17 protein-coding genes and 1 pseudogene are annotated in these 20,166 nt (G+C 59.2%); 3 read left to right on the top strand and 15 right to left on the bottom strand.

The window, feature by feature from the left end:
* The first annotated feature begins 117 nt into the window (after positions 1–117).
* Together ITX55_RS06225 and ITX55_RS06220 are read left to right on the top strand one after the other, a co-directional pair.
* Positions 118–1,113: a peptidase U32 family protein gene (locus tag ITX55_RS06225; RefSeq protein WP_108680092.1), complete on the top strand. Its 996-nt coding sequence runs from the start codon at positions 118–120 to the stop codon at positions 1,111–1,113.
* A gap of 11 nt (positions 1,114–1,124) precedes the next feature.
* Complete coding sequence (locus tag ITX55_RS06220; RefSeq protein WP_108680091.1) at positions 1,125–2,003, top strand: U32 family peptidase; 879 nt, start codon at positions 1,125–1,127, stop codon at positions 2,001–2,003.
* A gap of 128 nt (positions 2,004–2,131) precedes the next feature.
* Here ITX55_RS06220 and ITX55_RS06215 read toward each other — a convergent pair whose 3' ends face one another.
* The 5 genes from ITX55_RS06215 to ITX55_RS06195 form a co-directional block, all read right to left on the bottom strand.
* The gene (locus tag ITX55_RS06215; protein WP_042783539.1) at positions 2,132–2,674 is read right to left on the bottom strand and encodes a chorismate mutase; all 543 of its coding nucleotides are present in this window, start codon (positions 2,672–2,674) and stop codon (positions 2,132–2,134) included.
* A gap of 13 nt (positions 2,675–2,687) precedes the next feature.
* Complete coding sequence (locus ITX55_RS06210; protein ID WP_108680090.1) at positions 2,688–3,476, bottom strand: alpha/beta hydrolase; 789 nt, start codon at positions 3,474–3,476, stop codon at positions 2,688–2,690.
* Positions 3,477–4,029: 553 nt separating this feature from the next.
* Positions 4,030–5,169: an ABC transporter permease gene (locus tag ITX55_RS06205; RefSeq protein ID WP_016929316.1), complete on the bottom strand. Its 1,140-nt coding sequence runs from the start codon at positions 5,167–5,169 to the stop codon at positions 4,030–4,032.
* On the bottom strand, positions 5,166–6,320 hold the full coding sequence (locus ITX55_RS06200; protein ID WP_033651473.1) for an ABC transporter permease: 1,155 nt from the start codon (positions 6,318–6,320) through the stop codon (positions 5,166–5,168). Before ITX55_RS06200 ends, ITX55_RS06205 begins: the two co-directional genes overlap by 4 nt.
* A complete protein-coding gene (locus ITX55_RS06195; protein ID WP_033638900.1) occupies positions 6,302–7,273 on the bottom strand; it encodes an HlyD family secretion protein in 972 nt (323 codons plus the stop codon). The genes ITX55_RS06200 and ITX55_RS06195 overlap by 19 nt, the downstream gene beginning before the upstream one ends.
* 232 nt (positions 7,274–7,505) lie before the next feature.
* Between ITX55_RS06195 and ITX55_RS06190 the strand changes: the two genes are divergently transcribed.
* Positions 7,506–8,519 carry an LLM class flavin-dependent oxidoreductase gene (locus tag ITX55_RS06190; protein ID WP_072626611.1) on the top strand — a complete coding sequence of 338 codons (1,014 nt, stop codon included), beginning with the start codon at positions 7,506–7,508 and terminating at the stop codon, positions 8,517–8,519.
* A gap of 37 nt (positions 8,520–8,556) precedes the next feature.
* On the opposite strand, the gene yedF is transcribed toward ITX55_RS06190, so the two are convergent.
* From yedF to infB, 10 genes and pseudogenes are all read right to left on the bottom strand, one after another.
* Positions 8,557–8,796, bottom strand: coding sequence for a sulfurtransferase-like selenium metabolism protein YedF (gene yedF / locus ITX55_RS06185; RefSeq protein WP_033641662.1), 240 nt, complete (start codon positions 8,794–8,796; stop codon positions 8,557–8,559).
* Positions 8,793–10,007 carry a selenium metabolism membrane protein YedE/FdhT gene (yedE, locus tag ITX55_RS06180; protein WP_016929320.1) on the bottom strand — a complete coding sequence of 405 codons (1,215 nt, stop codon included), beginning with the start codon at positions 10,005–10,007 and terminating at the stop codon, positions 8,793–8,795. Before yedE ends, yedF begins: the two co-directional genes overlap by 4 nt.
* Positions 10,008–10,151: 144 nt before the next feature.
* Entirely contained in the window at positions 10,152–12,074 is a 1,923-nt protein-coding gene (locus ITX55_RS06175; RefSeq protein ID WP_033641661.1) for a DEAD/DEAH family ATP-dependent RNA helicase, read from the bottom strand.
* On the bottom strand, positions 12,064–12,138 hold the full coding sequence (gene yrbN / locus ITX55_RS24180) for a protein YrbN (protein WP_223182019.1): 75 nt from the start codon (positions 12,136–12,138) through the stop codon (positions 12,064–12,066). The genes ITX55_RS06175 and yrbN overlap by 11 nt, the downstream gene beginning before the upstream one ends.
* Positions 12,139–12,260: 122 nt before the next feature.
* Entirely contained in the window at positions 12,261–13,145 is an 885-nt protein-coding gene (nlpI, locus tag ITX55_RS06165) for a lipoprotein NlpI (protein WP_004933495.1), read from the bottom strand.
* Between the two features lie 128 nt (positions 13,146–13,273).
* Positions 13,274–15,391: a polyribonucleotide nucleotidyltransferase gene (gene pnp, locus ITX55_RS06160; RefSeq protein WP_016929321.1), complete on the bottom strand. Its 2,118-nt coding sequence runs from the start codon at positions 15,389–15,391 to the stop codon at positions 13,274–13,276.
* 256 nt (positions 15,392–15,647) lie between these two features.
* Positions 15,648–15,917 (bottom strand): 30S ribosomal protein S15, encoded by a 270-nt coding sequence (gene rpsO / locus ITX55_RS06155; protein WP_004933502.1) that lies wholly within the window; start codon positions 15,915–15,917, stop codon positions 15,648–15,650.
* 124 nt (positions 15,918–16,041) lie between these two features.
* Entirely contained in the window at positions 16,042–16,986 is a 945-nt protein-coding gene (truB, locus tag ITX55_RS06150; RefSeq protein ID WP_033641660.1) for a tRNA pseudouridine(55) synthase TruB, read from the bottom strand.
* The gene (rbfA, locus tag ITX55_RS06145) at positions 16,986–17,396 is read right to left on the bottom strand and encodes a 30S ribosome-binding factor RbfA (protein ID WP_004933508.1); all 411 of its coding nucleotides are present in this window, start codon (positions 17,394–17,396) and stop codon (positions 16,986–16,988) included. The genes truB and rbfA overlap by 1 nt, the downstream gene beginning before the upstream one ends.
* 70 nt (positions 17,397–17,466) lie before the next feature.
* Positions 17,467–20,156: pseudogene (gene infB, locus ITX55_RS06140) on the bottom strand (translation initiation factor IF-2).
* Positions 20,157–20,166 lie beyond the last annotated feature (10 nt).

Here is a 20,166-nt window from a genome sequence, read left to right as displayed (position 1 = left end):
GCGCCCCTTTGCCTAAAATGGCCTCCCCGATTCGCGTTTGCCGGCGGAACACCGTCGTCGGCAACCTTTAAAGACAGCGTGCGCCCGGCCGGCGTACGGCTAAGCCAGGATAAATCTATGGAGCTGCTTTGTCCCGCCGGCAACCTGCCGGCCCTGAAGGCCGCGGTGGATAACGGCGCCGATGCCGTTTACATCGGGCTGAAAGACGATACCAACGCGCGCCACTTCGCCGGCCTCAACTTCACCGAGAAAAAGCTGCAGGAAGCGGTCGATTACGTGCATCGCCACGGCCGCAAACTGCATATCGCCATCAACACCTTCGCCCATCCCGACGGCTACGCCCGCTGGCAGCGCGCGGTGGATATGGCCGCCCAACTGGGCGCCGACGCGTTGATTCTGGCGGATCTGGCGATGCTGGAATACGCCGCCCAACGCTACCCGCAGCTGGAGCGCCACGTTTCGGTACAGGCTTCCGCCACCAATGAGGAGGCGATCCGTTTCTACCAGCGCAACTTCGAGGTCGGCCGGGTGGTGCTGCCGCGGGTGCTGTCGATGCACCAGGTGAAACAGCTGGCGCGCACCAGCCCGGTGCCGCTGGAAGTGTTCGCTTTCGGCAGCCTGTGCATCATGGCCGAGGGGCGCTGCTACCTCTCCTCCTACCTGACCGGCGAGTCGCCGAACACCGTCGGCGCCTGTTCGCCGGCGCGTTTCGTGCGCTGGCAGCACACCCCGCAGGGCATGGAGTCGCGCCTGAACGACGTGCTGATCGACCGCTATCAGGACCACGAAAACGCCGGTTACCCGACGCTGTGCAAGGGCCGCTATCTGGTGGACGACGTGCGCTACCACGCGCTGGAAGAGCCTACCAGCCTCAATACCCTGGAGCTGCTGCCGGAGTTGCTGGCCGCCAACATCGCTTCGGTGAAGATCGAAGGCCGCCAGCGCAGCCCGGCTTACGTCAGCCAGGTGGCGCGCGTCTGGCGCCAGGCGATCGACCATTGCCAGGCCGATCCGGCCGCCTACCGCGCCGACGCCGCCTGGATGGAGACGCTGGGCGCGATGTCCGAAGGCACCCAAACCACGCTGGGCGCCTATCACCGCAAATGGCAGTAGCCGGAGGAAACATGAAATACGCACTGGGGCCGGTACTCTACTACTGGCCGAAAAACGACATCGCAACGTTCTATCAACAGGCAGCGGACAGCAGCGCCGACATCATTTATCTCGGCGAGAGCGTCTGCGCCAAGCGCCGCGAGATGAAGGTCGGCGATTGGCTGGCGCTGGCGCGCGAAATCGCCCGCAGTGGTAAACAGGTGGTGATCTCCACGCTGGCGCTGCTGCAGGCGCCGTCCGAACTGAATGAGCTGAAACGCTATGTGGAAAACGGCGATTTCCTGTTTGAAGCCAACGATCTGGGCGCGGTGAACATGGCGGCGGAGCGCGGCTTGCCGTTCGTCGCCGGCCATGCGCTGAACTGTTACAACGCCTATACCCTGCGCCTGCTGCGCCGTCAGGGCATGATCCGCTGGTGCATGCCGGTCGAGCTGTCGCGCGACTGGCTGGCCAATCTGCTGACGCAGTGCGACGAGCTGGGCTTCCGCCACGACTTCGAGGTGGAGGTGCTGAGCTACGGCCATCTGCCGCTGGCCTATTCCGCGCGCTGCTTCACCGCCCGCTCGGAGAACCGCGGCAAGGACGAGTGCGAAACCTGCTGCATCAAGTATCCGCAGGGCCGCATGATGCGTTCGCAGGAACAACAACAGGTGTTCGTACTCAACGGCATCCAGACGATGAGCGGTTACTGCTATAACCTCGGCAACGAGCTGCCGAACATGCAAGGGCTGGTGGACATCGTGCGGCTGTCGCCGCAGGGCGCCGAGACGCTGGCGCAGATCGATGCCTTCCGCGCCAACGAGCTCGGCGAGCAGCCGCTGGCCTTGACCGACCACGCCGACTGCAACGGCTACTGGCGCCGCGTGGCCGGGTTGGCGTTGGTGGAGTGATGGAGGCCGGCGCCGGGCTTTCCCTCGCCAGAGGGGCCTTTCGACGCCATCATCCAGCTGGCCGCCCGCGAGGAGAATGCGCCCGAAACCACACATCGAGCGCATTCAGCCAGAACAAAGGCAGGCGATTACCCTTTCAACGCAATTCGCTTTAATGACTGCCACAGGCGTTCTTTATCGCCAACTTTCAGGTGGGTTTGTTCCAGGGATTTCATAAAAACAAACCTGTCATTAAAGCGCTCGCCTTTCTTCAATTTATTGCTGACGCTGGTCAAAATCTGGGTATTCAACCGGCTGATTTTCGCTCTCACACTGTCTAGCGATTCAGGCTGCCAGCCGTTTTCCGGCGCCGACAGCCAGTCTGCCCGGTAGCGATACTGAATCGCTTTGGCCGCATCCATTTGCGCCTGTATAAAAGGAGCCACCGACTTGCCATCCAATCCCAATGCTTCCGCCTCGCGGACTGAGTTGGCCAATACGTTGGCTTCCTGAGGCAAATCCTCAATGGCCAGATGGTTGTTTGCCTTATACCCGGCAACGTCTTTCATGTAAGACAATCGCTGGTTAATCAATGAGGCGGTCTCGTCGGTTTGAACAGGCTTTGCCACCGCCGTGATAGAGAAAAATAATCCAGCCAAAAGCAGCAACCCTCTCGTCACTTTAAAATCCATTTAACCTCTCCTGTCACAGCCCTGTTGGCAGTGGTTTTTGGCTCGCAACGAAATTCGCTATGCGTGCATAATCTTTTGCCACCGCCGGATGTTTGCGCCCGGGAAGAAACTCGAAGCTGCAGCGCTCGCCGTCTTTCACCAACTGCGACGCCAGATTCCTGACATTCAACCTTGGGTTATCCTCTATGCGCTGGAAGATCTCTTTCTCAAGATCGGTACTGTCCGGCTCCGCCCGCTCCTCGCGGCTGCCTAATAGCAGCGATAACCAATCAATGCTTGCGGCAAGCTTAACGTCGCCTTCGGGCAGCACCGCGCCATTCGCCCACCAGAGCGCGGGACTGGCGGCAACATAGCGCTGAAAAGCCGTTTGATGATGAAACGCCACGTATAAGGTGAAATGCCCGCCAAACGAATGCCCCGCCAGCGTTTGCATTTGCTTATTGACCTTAAAACGACATTCGACCCACGGTTTGACGACATCCTGAATAAATCGATAAAATTGCTCCGCTCCGCCCCCGTCTTTAAAGCGCTCGCTGCCATCGCTCACCGTATAGTCGAATGTGCGAGCCGCCTTAATATCGACCCCCTCCTGATAACCGATTCCAATATAAAGCACAGGGGATACATCATCACCGTGATAACTCGCCTTAATTAGGGTCTCAAAGTGTCTGTTGGCATCTAAAAAATACAACGGATTTAATTCGTTGCACCCAACATGCCGTTTATCGCATGCCAGGAAGACCTTATATTTTTGTCCATGATATTCAAACAGAACCGTTTGAACGCTTAATTTACCCGTCATACATCATGCTCCTTCATATTTGTTACATAACGGCACCTATCTGAAACATCCCGTTTACAGACCAATCTCATGACTATGAGCGAGCAATCCATTTAATTATCCTACAATTAATGATTTCCGCACGCTAAGATCGTAAATCCCGAGGAGTTCATCACACACATAAACAATTAAGAAAACTTAATCATTTTGGGCGAAATAGAAATATAACAATTAAAATTGGATAAGCAATGTTCTATCCCGGCAAATATCACTTTTGGCTAAATAGTCGAATGGTTATTTTTTAGGGATGATAAGGTTGAAAGAATTAGGAATAGCCTTATCAAAAAGAGAACATACCACTGCAACACAAACAGGCGTGATTGTCGGCGGGCCAGACCGAATTTCAAGAAGGGGTTGCTGCGTGTCGTTAGCGAGGAGAGTTTATGCGCGGCCGAAACCCGATTGCCGGGTTGTGGTCGCTTTGCGTTATCCCCGCCGGCCGCGGGGATAACGCAATAACCCATTGGATTAATTATCTTTTGACGTCACCGGGAAAGGCATCAATGCCTCCCCCTTACGCCCGCCGCTTCCTGAACATCCCGCGCAGCGCCACGCTGTTGCGTAAGAAGGCCACGCCGAAGCCCAGCAGGGTGTAGACCACGCCGAGTATCAGCATCATCACCACGTCGCCCCACACTTCATTCAGCGACAGCCCCATTTGGTTGACGCCGGCGATCGCCTTGGTGCCCCAGGTGGAGGGAATGCTGTACGAGATGGCGCGCACCCAGGCCGGCATCGACTGCAGCGGCCAGATGGTGCCGGACAGGTAGAAGACCGGCGTAGTGATGAACGCCAGCGTCAGGTAGATCATCTCGACGCTGCGCAGGCACTCGGTCACCAGCTTGCCCAGCCCCAATACCGCCAGCAGGAACGGGAAGGTCAGCAGCAGCAGTTCGGCGATGTTCGCCGTCTGCCTATAGCCCAATACCCACGGCCACAGCACGAACAGCACGATCGACAGGAACAGCCAGATCGGCAGCAGCGCCGTCAGCCCGCCGAGGTGCGCCGCCAGCGGCGCTTTGCCGCCGGGCATGCTCTTCATGGCGATATTGACGCGGATACAGGCGATCAGCAACGAGTGCTGCAACAGCATCACCAACAGACCGGGGAAGATGATCGCCGCAAAGCTGATGCCGGGGTTGAACACGTCCAGCGTTTGTCCCAGTATCGGCGTCAGCAGTATCTGCGCCTGCCGTTCGCTGAAGCCGCTGCGCAGCAGCAGCCCGTTGTTGTACTCCGTCAGCAGCTGCTGATAGGCCGCCACCACGTCTTGTTGGATCTGGCCGTTGGCCAGGCGGTTGGTGGCGTCGCCGTAGACCGGCACCACGATGTTCTGCCCGCTGAGGATCTTCTTCTCCAGATCCACCGGCATGATGATCACCGCAAACAGCTTGCGCCAGCTGAGATCGCGCTGCGCCTGTTCCAGGCTGTCGTAGGTTTCAATCGCTATCTTGGACGTGGCGTCCAGCTGGCGGATCAGCTGCCGGCTGGCGGTGCTGTGATCCTGATCGACCACCCCCACCGGCAGATCCCAGACCGTGCGGTTGGCGTACACCAGGCTCATGATGCACAGCGACAGGATCAGCATCAGCCACACCGGCCGCTCCAGCATGCCGAGCAGCACTTTAACGAAGGTTTGCCAATAGAGCTTCATCCGGCGTTCCCCTCTTTTTCCAGCCGCGCCGGCAGGCGATTGCGCACCAGCAGCGCGGCCACCAGCGGATAGACCGCCAGCAGCGCGCACACGCTGAAGATGGCGCTGGCGTGCACCTGTCGCAGGAACACGTCAAACATCGCGTACAGCGCGTGGGTCAGCGGTTCGATGTTGGAAATGATGCGCGCCGGCAGCGGCATCGACAGCTCAGGCACCGCCATGCCGGAGAAGGTCATCGCGATACTGACCAAAATACCGATCAGGCTGTACGCGGTGATGGTACTGCCGGTAAAGGTGTACAGCAGCAGGCCGATGCTCTGCGCCGCCATCACGTAGAACAGGCCGATCATCAGCATAAACAGAGGATTACCGCTGACGCGGGCGTCAAAGATGCCCACCAGCGCCGCGATCTCGACCATCAGCAGGGTGGTGAAACACAGCGTGTACGGCGCCAGCTTGCCGAGCAGCGCCAGGCTGAACGGCTTGGCCTGCAGCAGCGACTTGCTGCGCGCCAGCACGTAGATCATGCAGGTCACCGCGAACAGCTGCAGCAGATGGATGGTGGCGGCGAACTGCTGGTAATAGATATAGCTGCCGCTGGCGTTGAACAGGCTGCCGTAGGAGAGCGTCACGTCCGCCAACGGCGGCAGCGTCTTGCCCATCTCGGTGGCGATGATGCTGCGGGTGCTGGCGTTGATTTCGTTCATCAGGCCGCCAAAGTCCTGGGTGGAGTACAGCCCGGCGCCGTAGAACAACGCATTGTAGTACATCACCACGCTCGGCTGTTTGCCCGACAGCGCGTTGGCCTCAAGATCCGGCGGGATATACAGCAACGCGTAATCCTGCGCGCTGCGCAGGCGGCTCAGCGACTCCGGCAACCCGCCGCCGTAAGCCTCGACGTGGGCGTGCGAACCGGCGTCCAGCCGCCGCGTCAGCGATTTGGACAGCGGGCTGTGATCGCTGTCCACCACTGAGACCGGCAGATCGAGCAGCGTGCCTTCGGAGAAGTTGCTGCTGATCAGCGCAAACAGGATCAGCGGAAAGATCCAGCTCAGCCAGTGCACCACCGGGCTGCGAAAGGCGACGCGACACTCTTTGTCGAACGCGTGACTGAAGCAGCGCCAGCCGGCCCTTACTCTTTCCATTGCCATAAGGTGCTCATCCCCGGACGCAGGCCGTCCACCGGCTGTGACGGATACAGGCGCACTTCGAAGGTTTTCAGGTCGAAGTCGCCGGTGGCGCGGGTGGCGCGTTTGGTGGCGTAATCCCCCAGCGGCGCGATGTAGCGCACCTCGGTGTCGATCATTTTGTCCTTCAGCGCCGGCACCCTCAGCTTGACCTTGTCGCCTTTGCGCACGTGGGCCAGGATGTCTTCACGCAGGTTAAACACGAAGTAGGCGTCCGGCACCCGGATCAACGTCACCAGCGGGCTGCCGGCGTTCAGCAATTCGCCCACTTCGGCCGGGATCGGCCCCACTTCGCCGTCTACCGGCGCTTTCACCTGCAGATCGTCGCTCTGCGCCTGGATCTGCAGCAGGTTCTCTTCCGCCGCCCGCAGCGCCGCCGCATATTGCTGCCGCTGCTCGACGCGGTCGCCGTTGATGCCTTCATCCAGATTGGCCTTGGCGGCCTGCACCTGCTGGAAGGCGGTGTCGCGCGACCGGCGCGAAGCGTCCAGCTCGGACTTCGAGATATAGCCCTTGCCGGCCACGCTCAGGTTCCGGTTGTAGTCGTTTTGCGCATTGCGGTACTGCGCCTCGGCCTGCGCCAGGTTGGCGCGCAGGTTGCGGATGCTCTCTTCACGGGTGCCGTGCAGCGACAGCTCGAGCTGCGCCTTGGCCTCGTCGCGCGTCGCCTGTGCGGAACGCAGTTGCGCCATCAGTTCGGGGCTATCGAGTTGAATGATCAGTTGGCCGCTTTTCACGTCGTCGCCGCGTTCGATCAGGCGTTCAACGACCCGGCCTTTCGCCTTGGATGCGACGATCACTTCGGGGGCATCCACTTCACCCTGCAGCAACAGATCCTGATTGTGCGCGCGGAACAGGATCGCCAATGCGATCGCCGCCAACATCAGCAACAGGGTAAACAGCGTCTTTTTTTTCATTATGTCAGCTCCCGGAACGGTAAGCGGCGGGCGGGGATAATCATTTCCATGTCTCAAATTGCTCCAAAAAACACCATTGCACTCATGAGGATATCACAAGCACATATCTCCTCTTTTATAACTATAAATTGGATTATGCTTTTAACACTAAAAAGCATCTTTTTTTCGGCCTTTTAGTATGCAGACTCCTGCAATCGCCCTTTAAGCGATCCACTCTCTGATGGACGATGTCATGACTGAACACACTGCCGTACCGCTTTCGGTACTGGATTTATCGCCAATCCCGCAAGGGGCCAAGGCGCGCGACGCTTTTCACTGTTCGCTGGATTTGGCGCAGCACGCCGAACGCTGGGGTTACCGGCGCTACTGGCTGGCCGAGCACCACAACATGACCGGCATCGGCAGCGCCGCCACCTCGGTGCTGCTGGGCTATCTGGCCGCCGGCACCCAGAGCATTCGCCTCGGCTCCGGCGGCGTGATGCTGCCGAACCATGCGCCGCTGGTGATCGCCGAACAATTCGGCACGCTGGAGTCACTCTACCCTGGGCGCATCGATTTGGGGTTGGGCCGCGCGCCCGGCACCGATCAGCGCACCATGATGGCGCTGCGCCGCCACCTGTCCGGCGACGTGGATACCTTCCCGCGCGACGTGCAGGAACTGCAAAACTACTTCTGCGATGCGCAGCCCGGGCAACCGGTGCAGGCGGTGCCGGGCCAGGGGCTGCATGTGCCGCTCTGGCTGCTCGGCTCCAGCCTCTATAGCGCGCAGCTGGCGGCGCAGCTCGGCCTGCCGTTCGCCTTCGCTTCGCACTTCGCCCCGGATATGCTGTTCCAGGCGCTGCAGCTGTACCGCGAGAACTTCAAACCGTCCAAACAGCTGGCGCAGCCGCACGCCATGGTCTGCGTCAACGTGATCGCCGCCGACAGCGACCGTGACGCACGCTTCCTGTTCAGCTCGATGCAGCAGCAGTTCATCAATCTGCGCCGCGGTTCGCCCGGCCCGCTGCCGCCGCCGGTGGATAACATTCACGCGCTGTGGACCGCCGGCGAGCAATACGGCGTCGAGCAGGCGCTGCGGATGTCGATCGTCGGCGATGAAAAAACGGTGCGCCACGGGCTGCAAACGCTGCTGCGTGAAACCGATGCCGACGAGATCATGGTCAACGGCCAGATTTTCGATCATCAGGCGCGGCTGCGTTCGTTCGAGATCGTCGCCGGCGTGAAGGGCGACATCGTGAAGGGCTAAAAAGCGAAGAGGCGGTGGGAACCCCACCGCCTTGGCGTTAACGCTGGATCAGGTAGCGAATGGTCGGCCCGTCCTGCTGGATATCCAGCACCTTGTAGCCGTGGTTGCGCGCATCGAGCGGGATGTTGTTGATCGACTGCGGGCAATCGCTGATCACCTCCAGGATTTCCCCCGGCTTCAGCTGCGGCATCGCCTCCAGCGTCGCCACCGCCGGGTATGGGCAAGGCTCGCCCAGCATGTCCAGCCGGTAGTCCGGCACTATCGTCGTCGCTTTCATGGCATGCTCCTCAAATTCACCACCTGCGCCTCAGGCCGGGCGCGGAAAAAGCGTTTCTCCCACCACAGCATGGCGGCGAAGGCCAGCGCCAGCAGCAGGTAAGTCACCAGCAGGCCGCCGATCGGGCCGAAGGTATCGAGCAGGTTGATCTTGTCGTAGTCGGTTGCCAGCGCCGGCGCCAGGTCGTCCCAGTAATAGGCCAGCAGCGTAGCGCCGATGATGTTGCCCAGCCCCACCCACCAGTAGTGCACCTGCCCTTCCACGGCGCGGTACATCCAACCGGTCTCGCAGCCGCCGGCCAGCACGATGCCGAAGCCGAACAGCAAACCGCCCAGCACCGCATTCGGGCCGGCCCACATGATCTTCGGCGCCACGCCGAGCTGCACATAGCTGAAGATGCCGATGGCGCTCACCGCCATGCCGATGATGATGGCTTTCGCCATGTGAGTGCGGCCGGTGATCCACAGATCGCGGAACGCCGAAGTGAAGCAGATCTGCGCGCGCTCGATCAGCAGGCCAAAGCCGATGCCGAACAGCATGGCGATGCCGAGCTTCGGCGCATCGAACAGCGTCCACAGCGACCAGGCCACCGCCAGGCCGAAGACGGCCATGCCCAGCCGGAAGCGGCGGCGCGCCTGCTCAGGCTTCTGCGTCAGCGGCGCGGCGGCCTTCACCTTTTGCAATTTGACCGGGATGCGGAACATCGGCAGCAGCGTGAATTTGGCGCCGAAGTAAGAACCGGCGGCGGTCGCCAGCGCGAAAAACCAGGCGTGCAACGAGAACTGAGGAATGCCGGTGAAGAATGCCGCCAGGTTGCACCCCATCGCCAGGCGCGCGCCGAAACCGGCGATGATGCCGCCCAGCAGCGCCTGCACGATGCGAATACGATGCTGCGGTTGACGCAGCTTGATGTTGTTGGCCCACAGCGCGGCGGCGATACAACCGGCGAACATGCCGATGATCATGCGCCCGTCGATGCGCTCCAGCGGCGTGCCCTGCAAACCGATCACCTTGAAATAGCCCCACTGCTCAGGGTGCAGACCGAACCACTGCAGCACATGGCCGCCCCAGCGCGTGAATTCGCCGGTCACCGCCCAGAAGGTGCCGGTCATGCCGAAGTAGTAGGTAGAGAGGATCCCGGCGGCGATCACCGCCGGCAGCGGCGCCCAAAAACGCACCAGGTATTGAGATTTGAACTGCTGCCAACTCATGGCATCTCCCGTGCATATCATCCGTAAGAAAAAACCTTATGAATGATACGCCATTCAGGGGCGTTTGACGGCAATTTTCAGGCATAAAAAAACCAGCCCGCAGGCTGTTTTTCAGAGCGCTCACCGCGAACGGTGAATCGGCGATTACGCGTCGCCGAAACGACGACGTGGTGCCGCCGGTGCGCCGTCATCACGGCGTGGCGCCGGCTTGCCGTCACGGTTGTAGTTACCGCCACGACGCTCGCCGCCGTTACCGCCTTCACGACGTTCGCCGAAGGAACGACGTGGGCCGCCTTCGCGACGTTCGCCGTTGAACGGACGACCGTTGCCGCGACGCTCGCCGCCGTTGCCGCCGTCACGACGCTCGCGACGTTCGAACGGCTGTGCATCGCCCAGCAGCTGCATGTTCATCGGCTTGTTCAGGATGCGAGTGCGAGTGAAGTGATTCAGGATCTCGCCCGGCATGCCTTTTGGCAGCTCGATGGTGGAGTGGGAAGCGAACAGCTTGATGTTGCCGATGTAACGGCTGCTGATGTCGCCTTCGTTAGCGATAGCGCCAACGATATGACGGACTTCTACGCCATCGTCACGGCCCACTTCGATGCGGTACAGCTGCATTTCGCCAACGTCACGACGTTCGCGGCGCGGACGATCGCCGTCACGGCTGTCGCGGCTGTCACGACGGTCGCCGCGGCGATCGTCACGGTCGTTGAACTCACGACGCTGACGCGGCTTGAAGACCGGATCCGGCGGCAGGATCAGCGGACGTTCGCCCTGAGCCATTTTCAGCAGCGCTGCGGCCAGGGTTTCCATATCCAGCTCTTCTTCCGGCTGCAGTTTGGTCAGCAGCGCGCGGTACAGATCCAGATCGCTGCTTTCCAGCTGCTGCTGAACTTTCGCGGCGAACTTGGCCAGACGACGCTCGCCCAGCAGTTCTGCGTTCGGCAGCTCCACTTCCGGGATGGTCAGCTTCATGGTGCGTTCGATGTTGCGCAGCAGGCGGCGTTCGCGGTTTTCCACGAACAGCAGCGCGCGGCCGGCGCGGCCCGCACGACCGGTACGGCCGATACGGTGAACGTAAGACTCGGAGTCCATCGGGATGTCATAGTTGACAACCAGGCTGATGCGCTCAACGTCCAGGCCACGGGCCGCAACGTCGGTGGCGATCAGGATATCCAGACGACCGTCTTTCAGGCGCTCCAGGGTCTGCTCACGCAGCGCCTGGTTCATGTCGCCGTTCAGCGCGGCGCTGCTGTAACCGCTGCGCTCCAGCGCTTCGGCCACTTCCAGGGTCGCGTTCTTGGTACGAACGAAGATGATCGCCGCGTCAAAGTCTTCGGCTTCCAGGAAACGCACCAGCGCTTCGTTCTTACGCATGCCGTAAACCGACCAGTAGCTCTGGCTGATGTCCGGACGGGTGGTGACGCTGGACTGGATGCGCACTTCCTGCGGCTCTTTCATGAAGCGGCGGGTGATGCGACGGATCGCTTCCGGCATGGTGGCGGAGAACAGCGCGGTCTGATGTTCAGCCGGGATCTCAGCCATGATGGTTTCTACGTCTTCGATAAAGCCCATGCGCAGCATTTCGTCGGCTTCATCCAGCACCAGACCGCTCAGGTTGGAGAGGTTCAGGGTGCCGCGCTTCAGGTGGTCCAGCAGGCGGCCTGGGGTACCCACAACGATTTGCGGGCCCTGGCGCAGAGCGCGCAGCTGCACGTCGTAACGCTGGCCGCCGTACAGGGCTACCACGTTAACGCCGTTCATGTGTTTGGAGAAATCGGTCATCGCTTCGGCAACCTGAACCGCCAGTTCGCGGGTCGGTGCCAGCACCAGGATCTGAGGCGCTTTCAGGTCTGCCTGCAGGTTGTGCAGCAGCGGCAGCGAGAACGCTGCAGTTTTACCACTACCGGTCTGTGCCATGCCCAGCACGTCGCGGCCGTTCAACAGGTGAGGAATACACTCAGCCTGGATCGGAGATGGTTTTTCATAGCCCAGATCGTTCAGGGCGGAAATGATTGGAGCAGACAGCCCCAGATCAGCAAAAGAGGTTTCAAACTCAGTCGTCATGTACACGTGCCTCATTAATAATGGCAGCCAGTCTACATAACTCGTCGAGAAAATTTTCAGTCATTTTCATTGAAAAGTGTGAACCGGCTCAAATTAGATTATAAAACGAACAAAAAAGCCCTCGCCCGTTAAGGCGATAACTTTGGTTAAAAACCAATGTTCATCAGGCTGATAGGTGTTCGTCAGCTATTGCTGGTCCGATTCCGATAGGTCGTCTTGCTCTTGGCCCAAAAGCGCCAATTCCAACAATGCATAGCGGTGCTCAACGAAGTTGTGAACGTTGTTAGACACCGTCAGTTTGAACAGCGCCGAAGCGGTGTCCTTGTCCCCCAGACTCAGGTAGTGTTTACCCAAATAGAAGTCAGTTTCACTGAGATGCTCAGCGAGCGAAGTGTTATCCGTTGCATCTGCCTTGAGGCGTTCCATCAGCGTTTTTTCGCTGATCTTGCCCAGGTAGAATTCGACAATATTCCATCCCCATTGCCCTCTGTCCGCTTTGTCATAGCGCTGCTGAAGCGCTACCTCGGCCTTCTTGGGATCGATTTCTCGCTCCACCAGATACAGCCATAACGAACGGAAGGGATCGTTTGGGTCGTCTTGATAAAACGCCTGCAGATCATCCTGCGCCAACGGGAAGCGGCCGCCATAGTACAGTGCGATGCCCCGGTTTAAACGCGCGTAATTGTAAGTTGGATCAAGCTCTAGTACAGAATCAAACGCTTCATAGGCAGCATCAAAATTGCCTGCCTGCGTTAAGTAAATGCCCAGGTAGTTGAAAACTTCCGGCATGTCGGGACGTATCGCCAGCGCCTGCGAGAAATCATTGCGCGCTAATGCACGTAACCCGAGGCTATCATACAGCACACCGCGCTCATATAAAAGCTGTGCGCGTTCGTCATCCGTCAGTGCCCGGCTGGCAAGAATTTGTTCCATGCGCGCCAGGATCACTTCCTGCTGCAACGTAGGCTGCAACGGGATTGCCAAAACTTCGTCTTTACGCCAATCATGGTTGCTGCATCCTGCCAGCATGAGTGCTGTCGCAACGTAACACCAGCGCAAGAAAGGCTTCATTTCCCACTCCCGAAGACAAACATTGGATGAACGTCCTGTCCTCCGTTTGCTAAAACGCGGGCATCCTACCCGCGCGATACGAACAGCTCCCAACCCCGTGGCGGGGAGCTGTAAAACTATCTATACAGTTATTCTGCTTCAGGCGCAGGTGAACCTGCTTCCGGCGCCATCGCTTCTTTGATGCTCAGACGCACGCGGCCCTGACGGTCAACTTCCAGTACCTTAACCGGCACTTCCTGACCCATCTGCAGATAGTCGGTCACTTTCTCAACGCGCTTGTCGGCGATCTGAGAAATGTGCACCAGGCCTTCTTTACCACCGCCGATAGCGACGAATGCGCCGAAATCAACGATACGGGTCACTTTACCCTGGTAGATACGGCCCACTTCGATCTCTGCCGTGATCTCTTCGATGCGACGGATAGCGAATTTCGCTTTCTCACCGTCGGTCGCAGCGATTTTAACTGTACCATCATCTTCAATTTCGATGGTAGTGCCAGTCTCTTCGGTCAGCGCGCGGATAACGGAACCGCCCTTACCGATCACGTCTTTGATTTTATCCGGGTTGATGCGGATAGTATGAATACGCGGTGCGAATTCGGAGATATCGCCGCGCGGGGTGCTGATAGCCTGTTCCATTACGCCCAGGATGTGCAGACGCGCGCCCTTGGCCTGGTTCAGAGCCACCTGCATGATTTCGCGGGTGATGCCTTCGATTTTGATGTCCATCTGCAGCGCGGTGATACCGTCGCGGCTACCGGCCACTTTGAAGTCCATGTCGCCCAGGTGATCTTCGTCACCCAGAATGTCGGACAGAACCACATAGTTGTCGGCTTCTTTCACCAGGCCCATCGCGATACCCGCAACGGCAGCCTTGATTGGCACACCGGCGTCCATCAGCGCCAGAGACGCGCCGCACACGGAAGCCATGGAAGAAGAACCGTTGGATTCGGTGATTTCAGACACCACGCGAACCGTGTACGGGAAATCTTCCGGTTTAGGCATCATAGCCAATACGCCGCGTTTCGCCAGGCGACCGTGACCGATTTCACGACGCTTAGGAGAACCGACCATGCCGGTTTCGCCTACGGAGTACGGAGGGAAGTTGTAGTGGAACAGGAAGCTGTCGGTCTTCTCGCCCATCAGCTCGTCCAGGTTCTGTGCGTCGCGCGCGGTGCCCAGGGTCGCGGTAACCAGCGCCTGAGTTTCGCCACGGGTGAACAGCGCGGAACCGTGGGTGCGCGGCAGTACGCCGGTGCGCACATCCAGGCCACGGATCATGTCTTTTTCACGGCCGTCGATACGCGGCTCGCCACGCAGTACGCGGCTGCGCACCACGTTCTTCTCGACGGTGCCCAGGATGTCCTGGATTTCGCCGGCGTCCAGCGTTTCGTCCTGCGCCAGCAGGGTTTCAACCACGCTGTCTTTGATCGCGTCAACCTGAGCGTAACGCTCTTGTTTTTCGGTAATGTGGTAAGCGTCGCCCAGGCGAGCTTCGGCCAGTTCAGCCACGCGCGCGTGCAGCGCTTCGTTGACCGCAGGCGCCTGCCAATCCCACTTCGGCTTGCCGGCTTCGGCAACCAGCGCGTTGATGTTTTCGATAACCACTTGCTGCTGGTCGTGGCCGAACACCACGGCGCCCAGCATCTGATCTTCGCTCAGCACGTCAGCTTCGGATTCCACCATCAGCACCGCGCCGGCGGTACCGGCAACCACCAGATCCAGACGGCTTTCTTTCAGCTCGTCGGTCGTCGGGTTCAGTACGTACTGATCGTTGATGTAACCTACGCGCGCGGCGCCGATTGGGCCGTTGAACGGAATACCGGACAGGCTCAGGGCGGCAGAGGCGCCGATCATCGCAACGATGTCCGGGTTCACCTGCGGGTTAACGGAAACTACGGTCGCGATCACCTGAACTTCGTTCAGGAAGCTGTCCGGGAACAGTGGACGGATCGGACGGTCGATCAAACGGGAGGTCAGGGTCTCGCCTTCGCTCGGACGGCCTTCGCGGCGGAAGAAGCTGCCCGGGATGCGGCCGGCGGCGTAGGTACGCTCTTGGTAGTTCACCGTCAGCGGGAAGAAGCTCTGGCCCGGCTTGGCTTTTTTCTGGCCAACGACGGTAACGAATACGGCGGTGTCATCCATGCTCACCATAACGGCGGCGGTGGCCTGACGCGCCATCATACCGGTTTCGATGGTGACGGTATGCTGGCCATACTGGAATTTGCGAATGATCGGTGTCAGCAAAATTATATCCTTGATTAACGGCGCGCAATCGCATTGACGACTCGACACGCCTGTGACTCGATTTGCCTTCTCACTACATCCTCGCGACTAATGACAATCCTTATCTCAGGCGGGAGATAAAGCCTCTCATTAGCCGCGCGAACCTCTGTAACGGAAGAACCTGTTTGGAAACATCAGTAATACATTAACCTGATTTGCTTATGCTTCCTAGAAGAAAGGGGCCAAAATAGGCCCCTTTCCACTGAAACTTGCTAGATTAGCGACGCAGACCCAGACGCTCGATCAGGCTGGTGTAACGTGCTACATCTTTACGCTTCAGGTAGTCCAGCAGCTTACGACGCTGAGAAACCATACGCAGCAGACCACGACGGCTGTGGTGATCTTTTTTGTGCTCGGAGAAGTGGCCTTGCAGATGGTTGATCTGCGCAGTCAGCAGGGCAACCTGAACTTCGGTAGAACCGCTGTCGTTAGTACCACGACCGAAATCAGCTACGATTTGAGCTTTAGCTTCAACACTTAGAGACATTGTAATACTCCAGATTATAGATAATAAAAACAGGCGCCGATCTCTAATTCAGCAACCCAATGCATAAGCTGCGCCATTCTACTCTTAGCGCAGTGCGATCGCAAGGCGACGCAGTGCCCCGCCGTCAGTCGAAATGCTCGACCACCAGGCGGCGCGGCGCCACGCGACCATCCTCGGCGATGTCGCCAACGCCGATGAATTTCCGCTCTTCACCCTCGGTGATGCGCACCAGGCCGGATGCCGGCGCGCCGGCCACTTGCACCGGTTGCCCCTGCTTGACGTAACCCGCCACCACCGGCAGCAAATTCACTTCCGGATAGTTCTCAACCGGGCTGTCCATCGGCATCAGCAGCGGATCGAGCAGCTCGCCGGGCGCGATCGCTTGTTCCTGCGCCTGCGCCACCAAGGCGTTCAGCTGTTCCAGCGTCACCATGCGCGCGATGGGATAAGTCGCCACCTGCAGGCGGCGCAGATAGATCACGTGCGCGCCGCAGCCCAGCAGCTCGCCGAGATCGTCGGTGATGGTGCGGATGTAGGTGCCTTTCGAGCAGTGAATCTCCAGCTCGAGTTCATCCCCTTCCCAGCGGATAAACTGCAGCTCGTACACCGTAATGCTGCGCGCTTCGCGCGGCACTTCGATGCCCTGGCGCGCATACTCGTAGAGTTTCTTGCCCTGGTATTTCAACGCCGAATACATCGACGGCACCTGCTGGATGTCGCCGCGGAAGGTGTCCAGCGCCGCGTCGAGCTGCGCCTGGGTGAAGTTCACCGGGCGTTCCTGCACGATCTGCCCGTCGGCGTCGGAGGTATCGGTACGCTGCCCCAGCTTGGCGATCACCCGATAGCGCTTGTCGGAATCGAGCAGGTATTGCGAAAACTTGGTCGCTTCGCCCAGACAGATAGGCAACATGCCGGTCGCCAACGGATCGAGCGCGCCGGTATGGCCCGCTCGGTTGGCGTTGTACAGACGTTTTACTTTTTGCAGCGCATCGTTGGACGACAACCCCTGCGGCTTGTCCAGCAACAGCACGCCGTGGATGTCACGGCCGCGGCGACGAGGGCGACTCATTAATCCTCCTTGTCATCGCCTGAGGCGGAACGGCGCTCTGCGTCGTTCTTCACCACGTTGGTCACCAGGTTGGACATGCGCATGCCTTCCACCAGGGAGTTGTCGTAAGCGAAGGTCAGCTCCGGCACCACGCGCAGGCGCATCGCTTTGCCCAGCAGGGTGCGGATATAGCCGGAAGCGTCCTGCAACGCTTTGATGCCGTTGGTGACCAGATCCGGATCGTGGTTCTCGGTCAGCACGTTCAGGAAGGTGACGTAAACCTTGGCATACGCCAGGTCGCGGGACACTTCCACGCCGGAAACGGTCGCCATGCCGACGCGCGGATCTTTCACTTCACGCTGCAGAATGATCGCAATCTCTTTCTGCATCTCTTGCGCCACGCGTTGACCGCGGCTGAATTCTTTTGCCATTTTGGATTCTCCAGACAAATCGGGGGGCACAAAGGCCCCCCGTAAACAGATATAAGCAGATGTGCAATCGTTAAGCGATGGTGCGTTGGATCTCAATGATTTCGAACACTTCGATCATGTCGCCGACGCGCACGTCGTTATAGTTCTTAACGCCGATACCACATTCCATGCCGTTACGGACTTCGTTAACGTCATCTTTGAAGCGACGCAGGGATTCCAGCTCGCCTTCATAGATAACCACGTTGTCGCGCAGTACGCGGATTGGGTTGTGACGCTTGATGGTCCCTTCGGTAACCATACAGCCGGCGATAGCGCCGAACTTAGGCGATTTGAACACGTCGCGCACTTCGGCCAGGCCATGATCTGCTGCTTGTATTCCGGCGCCAGCATACCGCTCATCGCCTGCTTCACTTCGTCGATCAGGTTATAGATCACGGAGTAGTAACGCAGATCCAGGCTTTCCGCTTCGATCACGCGGCGCGCAGAAGCGTCGGCACGCACGTTGAAGCCCAGGATGATGGCGTTGGAAGCCGCAGCCAGCGTCGCGTCGGTTTCGGTGATCCCACCTACGCCGGAGCCGACAATCTTCACCTTCACTTCGTCGGTGGAGAGTTTCAGCAGCGAGTCGCTGATCGCTTCGCAAGAACCCTGTACGTCGGATTTCAGCACGATGTTCAGCTCGGACACTTCGCCGTCGGTCATATTGGCGAACATGTTTTCCAGCTTGGACTTCTGCTGACGCGCCAGTTTGACTTCGCGGAACTTGCCCTGACGGTACAGCGCCACTTCACGCGCTTTCTTCTCGTCACGCACCACGGTCGCTTCGTCACCCGCTGCAGGCACGCTGGACAGACCCAGGATTTCCACAGGGATAGACGGACCGGCGGAGGTCACTTCACGACCCAGCTCGTCACGCATCGCACGCACGCGGCCGTATTCGAAGCCGCACAGGACGATATCGCCCTTGTTCAGCGTACCTTCCTGAACCAGCACGGTAGCAACCGGGCCACGGCCTTTATCCAGGAAGGACTCGATCACTACGCCGCTCGCCATGCCGCTGCGAACCGCTTTCAGCTCCAGCACTTCGGCCTGCAGCAGGATGGCCTGCAGCAGCTCGTCAATACCGGTACCGGCTTTCGCGGACACGTGAACGAACTGCGCTTCGCCGCCCCACTCTTCCGGCATAACGCCGTACTGAGACAGTTCCTGCTTAACGCGGTCCGGATCGGCTTCCGGTTTGTCGATTTTGTTCACCGCAACCACCAATGGCACCTGCGCCGCTTTCGCGTGCTGGATAGCTTCGATGGTTTGTGGCATCACGCCGTCGTCGGCCGCCACCACCAGAACCACGATGTCAGTCGCCTGAGCACCGCGAGCACGCATCGAGGTAAACGCGGCGTGGCCCGGGGTGTCCAGGAAGGTGATCATGCCATTCTCGGTTTCTACGTGGTAGGCACCGATGTGCTGGGTAATGCCGCCGGCTTCGCCCGCCGCCACTTTGGTGGAGCGGATGTAGTCCAGCAGAGAGGTTTTACCGTGGTCAACGTGGCCCATGATGGTCACGACCGGCGCGCGCGGCTCGGCCGCAGCGCCCGTATCACGGTCGCTCATCAGCGCTTCTTCCAGCTCGTTTTCACGACGCAGGATAACTTTGTGGCCCATCTCTTCGGCAACCAGCTGTGCGGTTTCCTGGTCGATAACCTGGTTGATGGTGGCCATGGCGCCCAGTTTCATCATCACTTTGATGACCTGAGAACCTTTGACTGCCATCTTGTTGGCCAGCTCGGCCACGGTGATGGTTTCACCGATCACCACGTCACGGTTAACCACCTGCGCCGGCTTGTTGAAGCCCTGCTGCAGAGCGCTAGGCTTGCGTTTGCCGCCTTTGCCGCCACGGGTAACGGCACGCGCTTCTTCGCGATCCGCTTTGGATTCGGACAGCTTGTTGCCTTTCTTCTGCTTGGTGGCTTTGCCGCCGCGGGTGCGGCTGCGACGATCGCCTTCAACTTTGGCGTCGTTTTCATCTTCAGCGGCACGGGCGTGCTGAGAGGTGGTCACGTGATAGTCGGCGCTTTCAACCGCAGCGCTAGCCGCGTCGGCCTGGGCCCACTTCTCGCCGTTCTCTTCGGCCATGCGACGGGCTTCTTCCGCCACGCGCTTGGCTTCCTCTTCAACCTTGCGGCGCACTTCCTCTTCCGCTTTACGTTTCAGTTCAGCGGCTTCGGCTTCACGGCGTGCTTTTTCCGCCTGAGCTGGCTTGGTCATTTCGTCGGTATGTTGATTGGTCACTTTTTCTTTTTCCGCTGAATTACGCTTAGCAATCTCCGCGGCCTCACGTTTGGCTTGCTCTTCGGCTGCGCGCTTCGCTTCCGCTTCGCGTTTTGCGAGCTCTTCCGCTTCGCGCCGTGCCTGCTCTTCCGCTTCACGCTGTGCCTGCTCTGCCGCTTCAGCCAACTGGGCTTCCTGCGTATCGCGATTTACATAAGTGCGTTTCTTGCGGACCTCAATTTGCACCGATTTACTTTTACCGCCGGTGCTCGGGATATTCAAGGTGCTGCGCGTTTTGCGCTGCAAAGTGAGTTTACCCGGCGCGCTGCCGTGTTCACGGTTCAGGTGCGCCAGTAATGTTTCTTTTTCTTGCTGGGTAACAGAGTCCGACTCGGACTTGTTGATCCCTGCATCAGCAAACTGCTGTACCAGGCGATCAACCGGAGTCTGAATCTCTGCTGCCAGCGATTTTACGGTTACATCTGTCGTCATGCTGTTCCTT

Origin of the sequence: Serratia sp. EWG9, assembly GCF_019913725.1 — a bacterium.
Classification (GTDB): domain Bacteria; phylum Pseudomonadota; class Gammaproteobacteria; order Enterobacterales; family Enterobacteriaceae; genus Serratia; species Serratia ureilytica.
The sequence above is the reverse complement of the archived record's forward strand: the minus strand, read 5'-3'. Positions and strand labels throughout refer to the sequence as shown.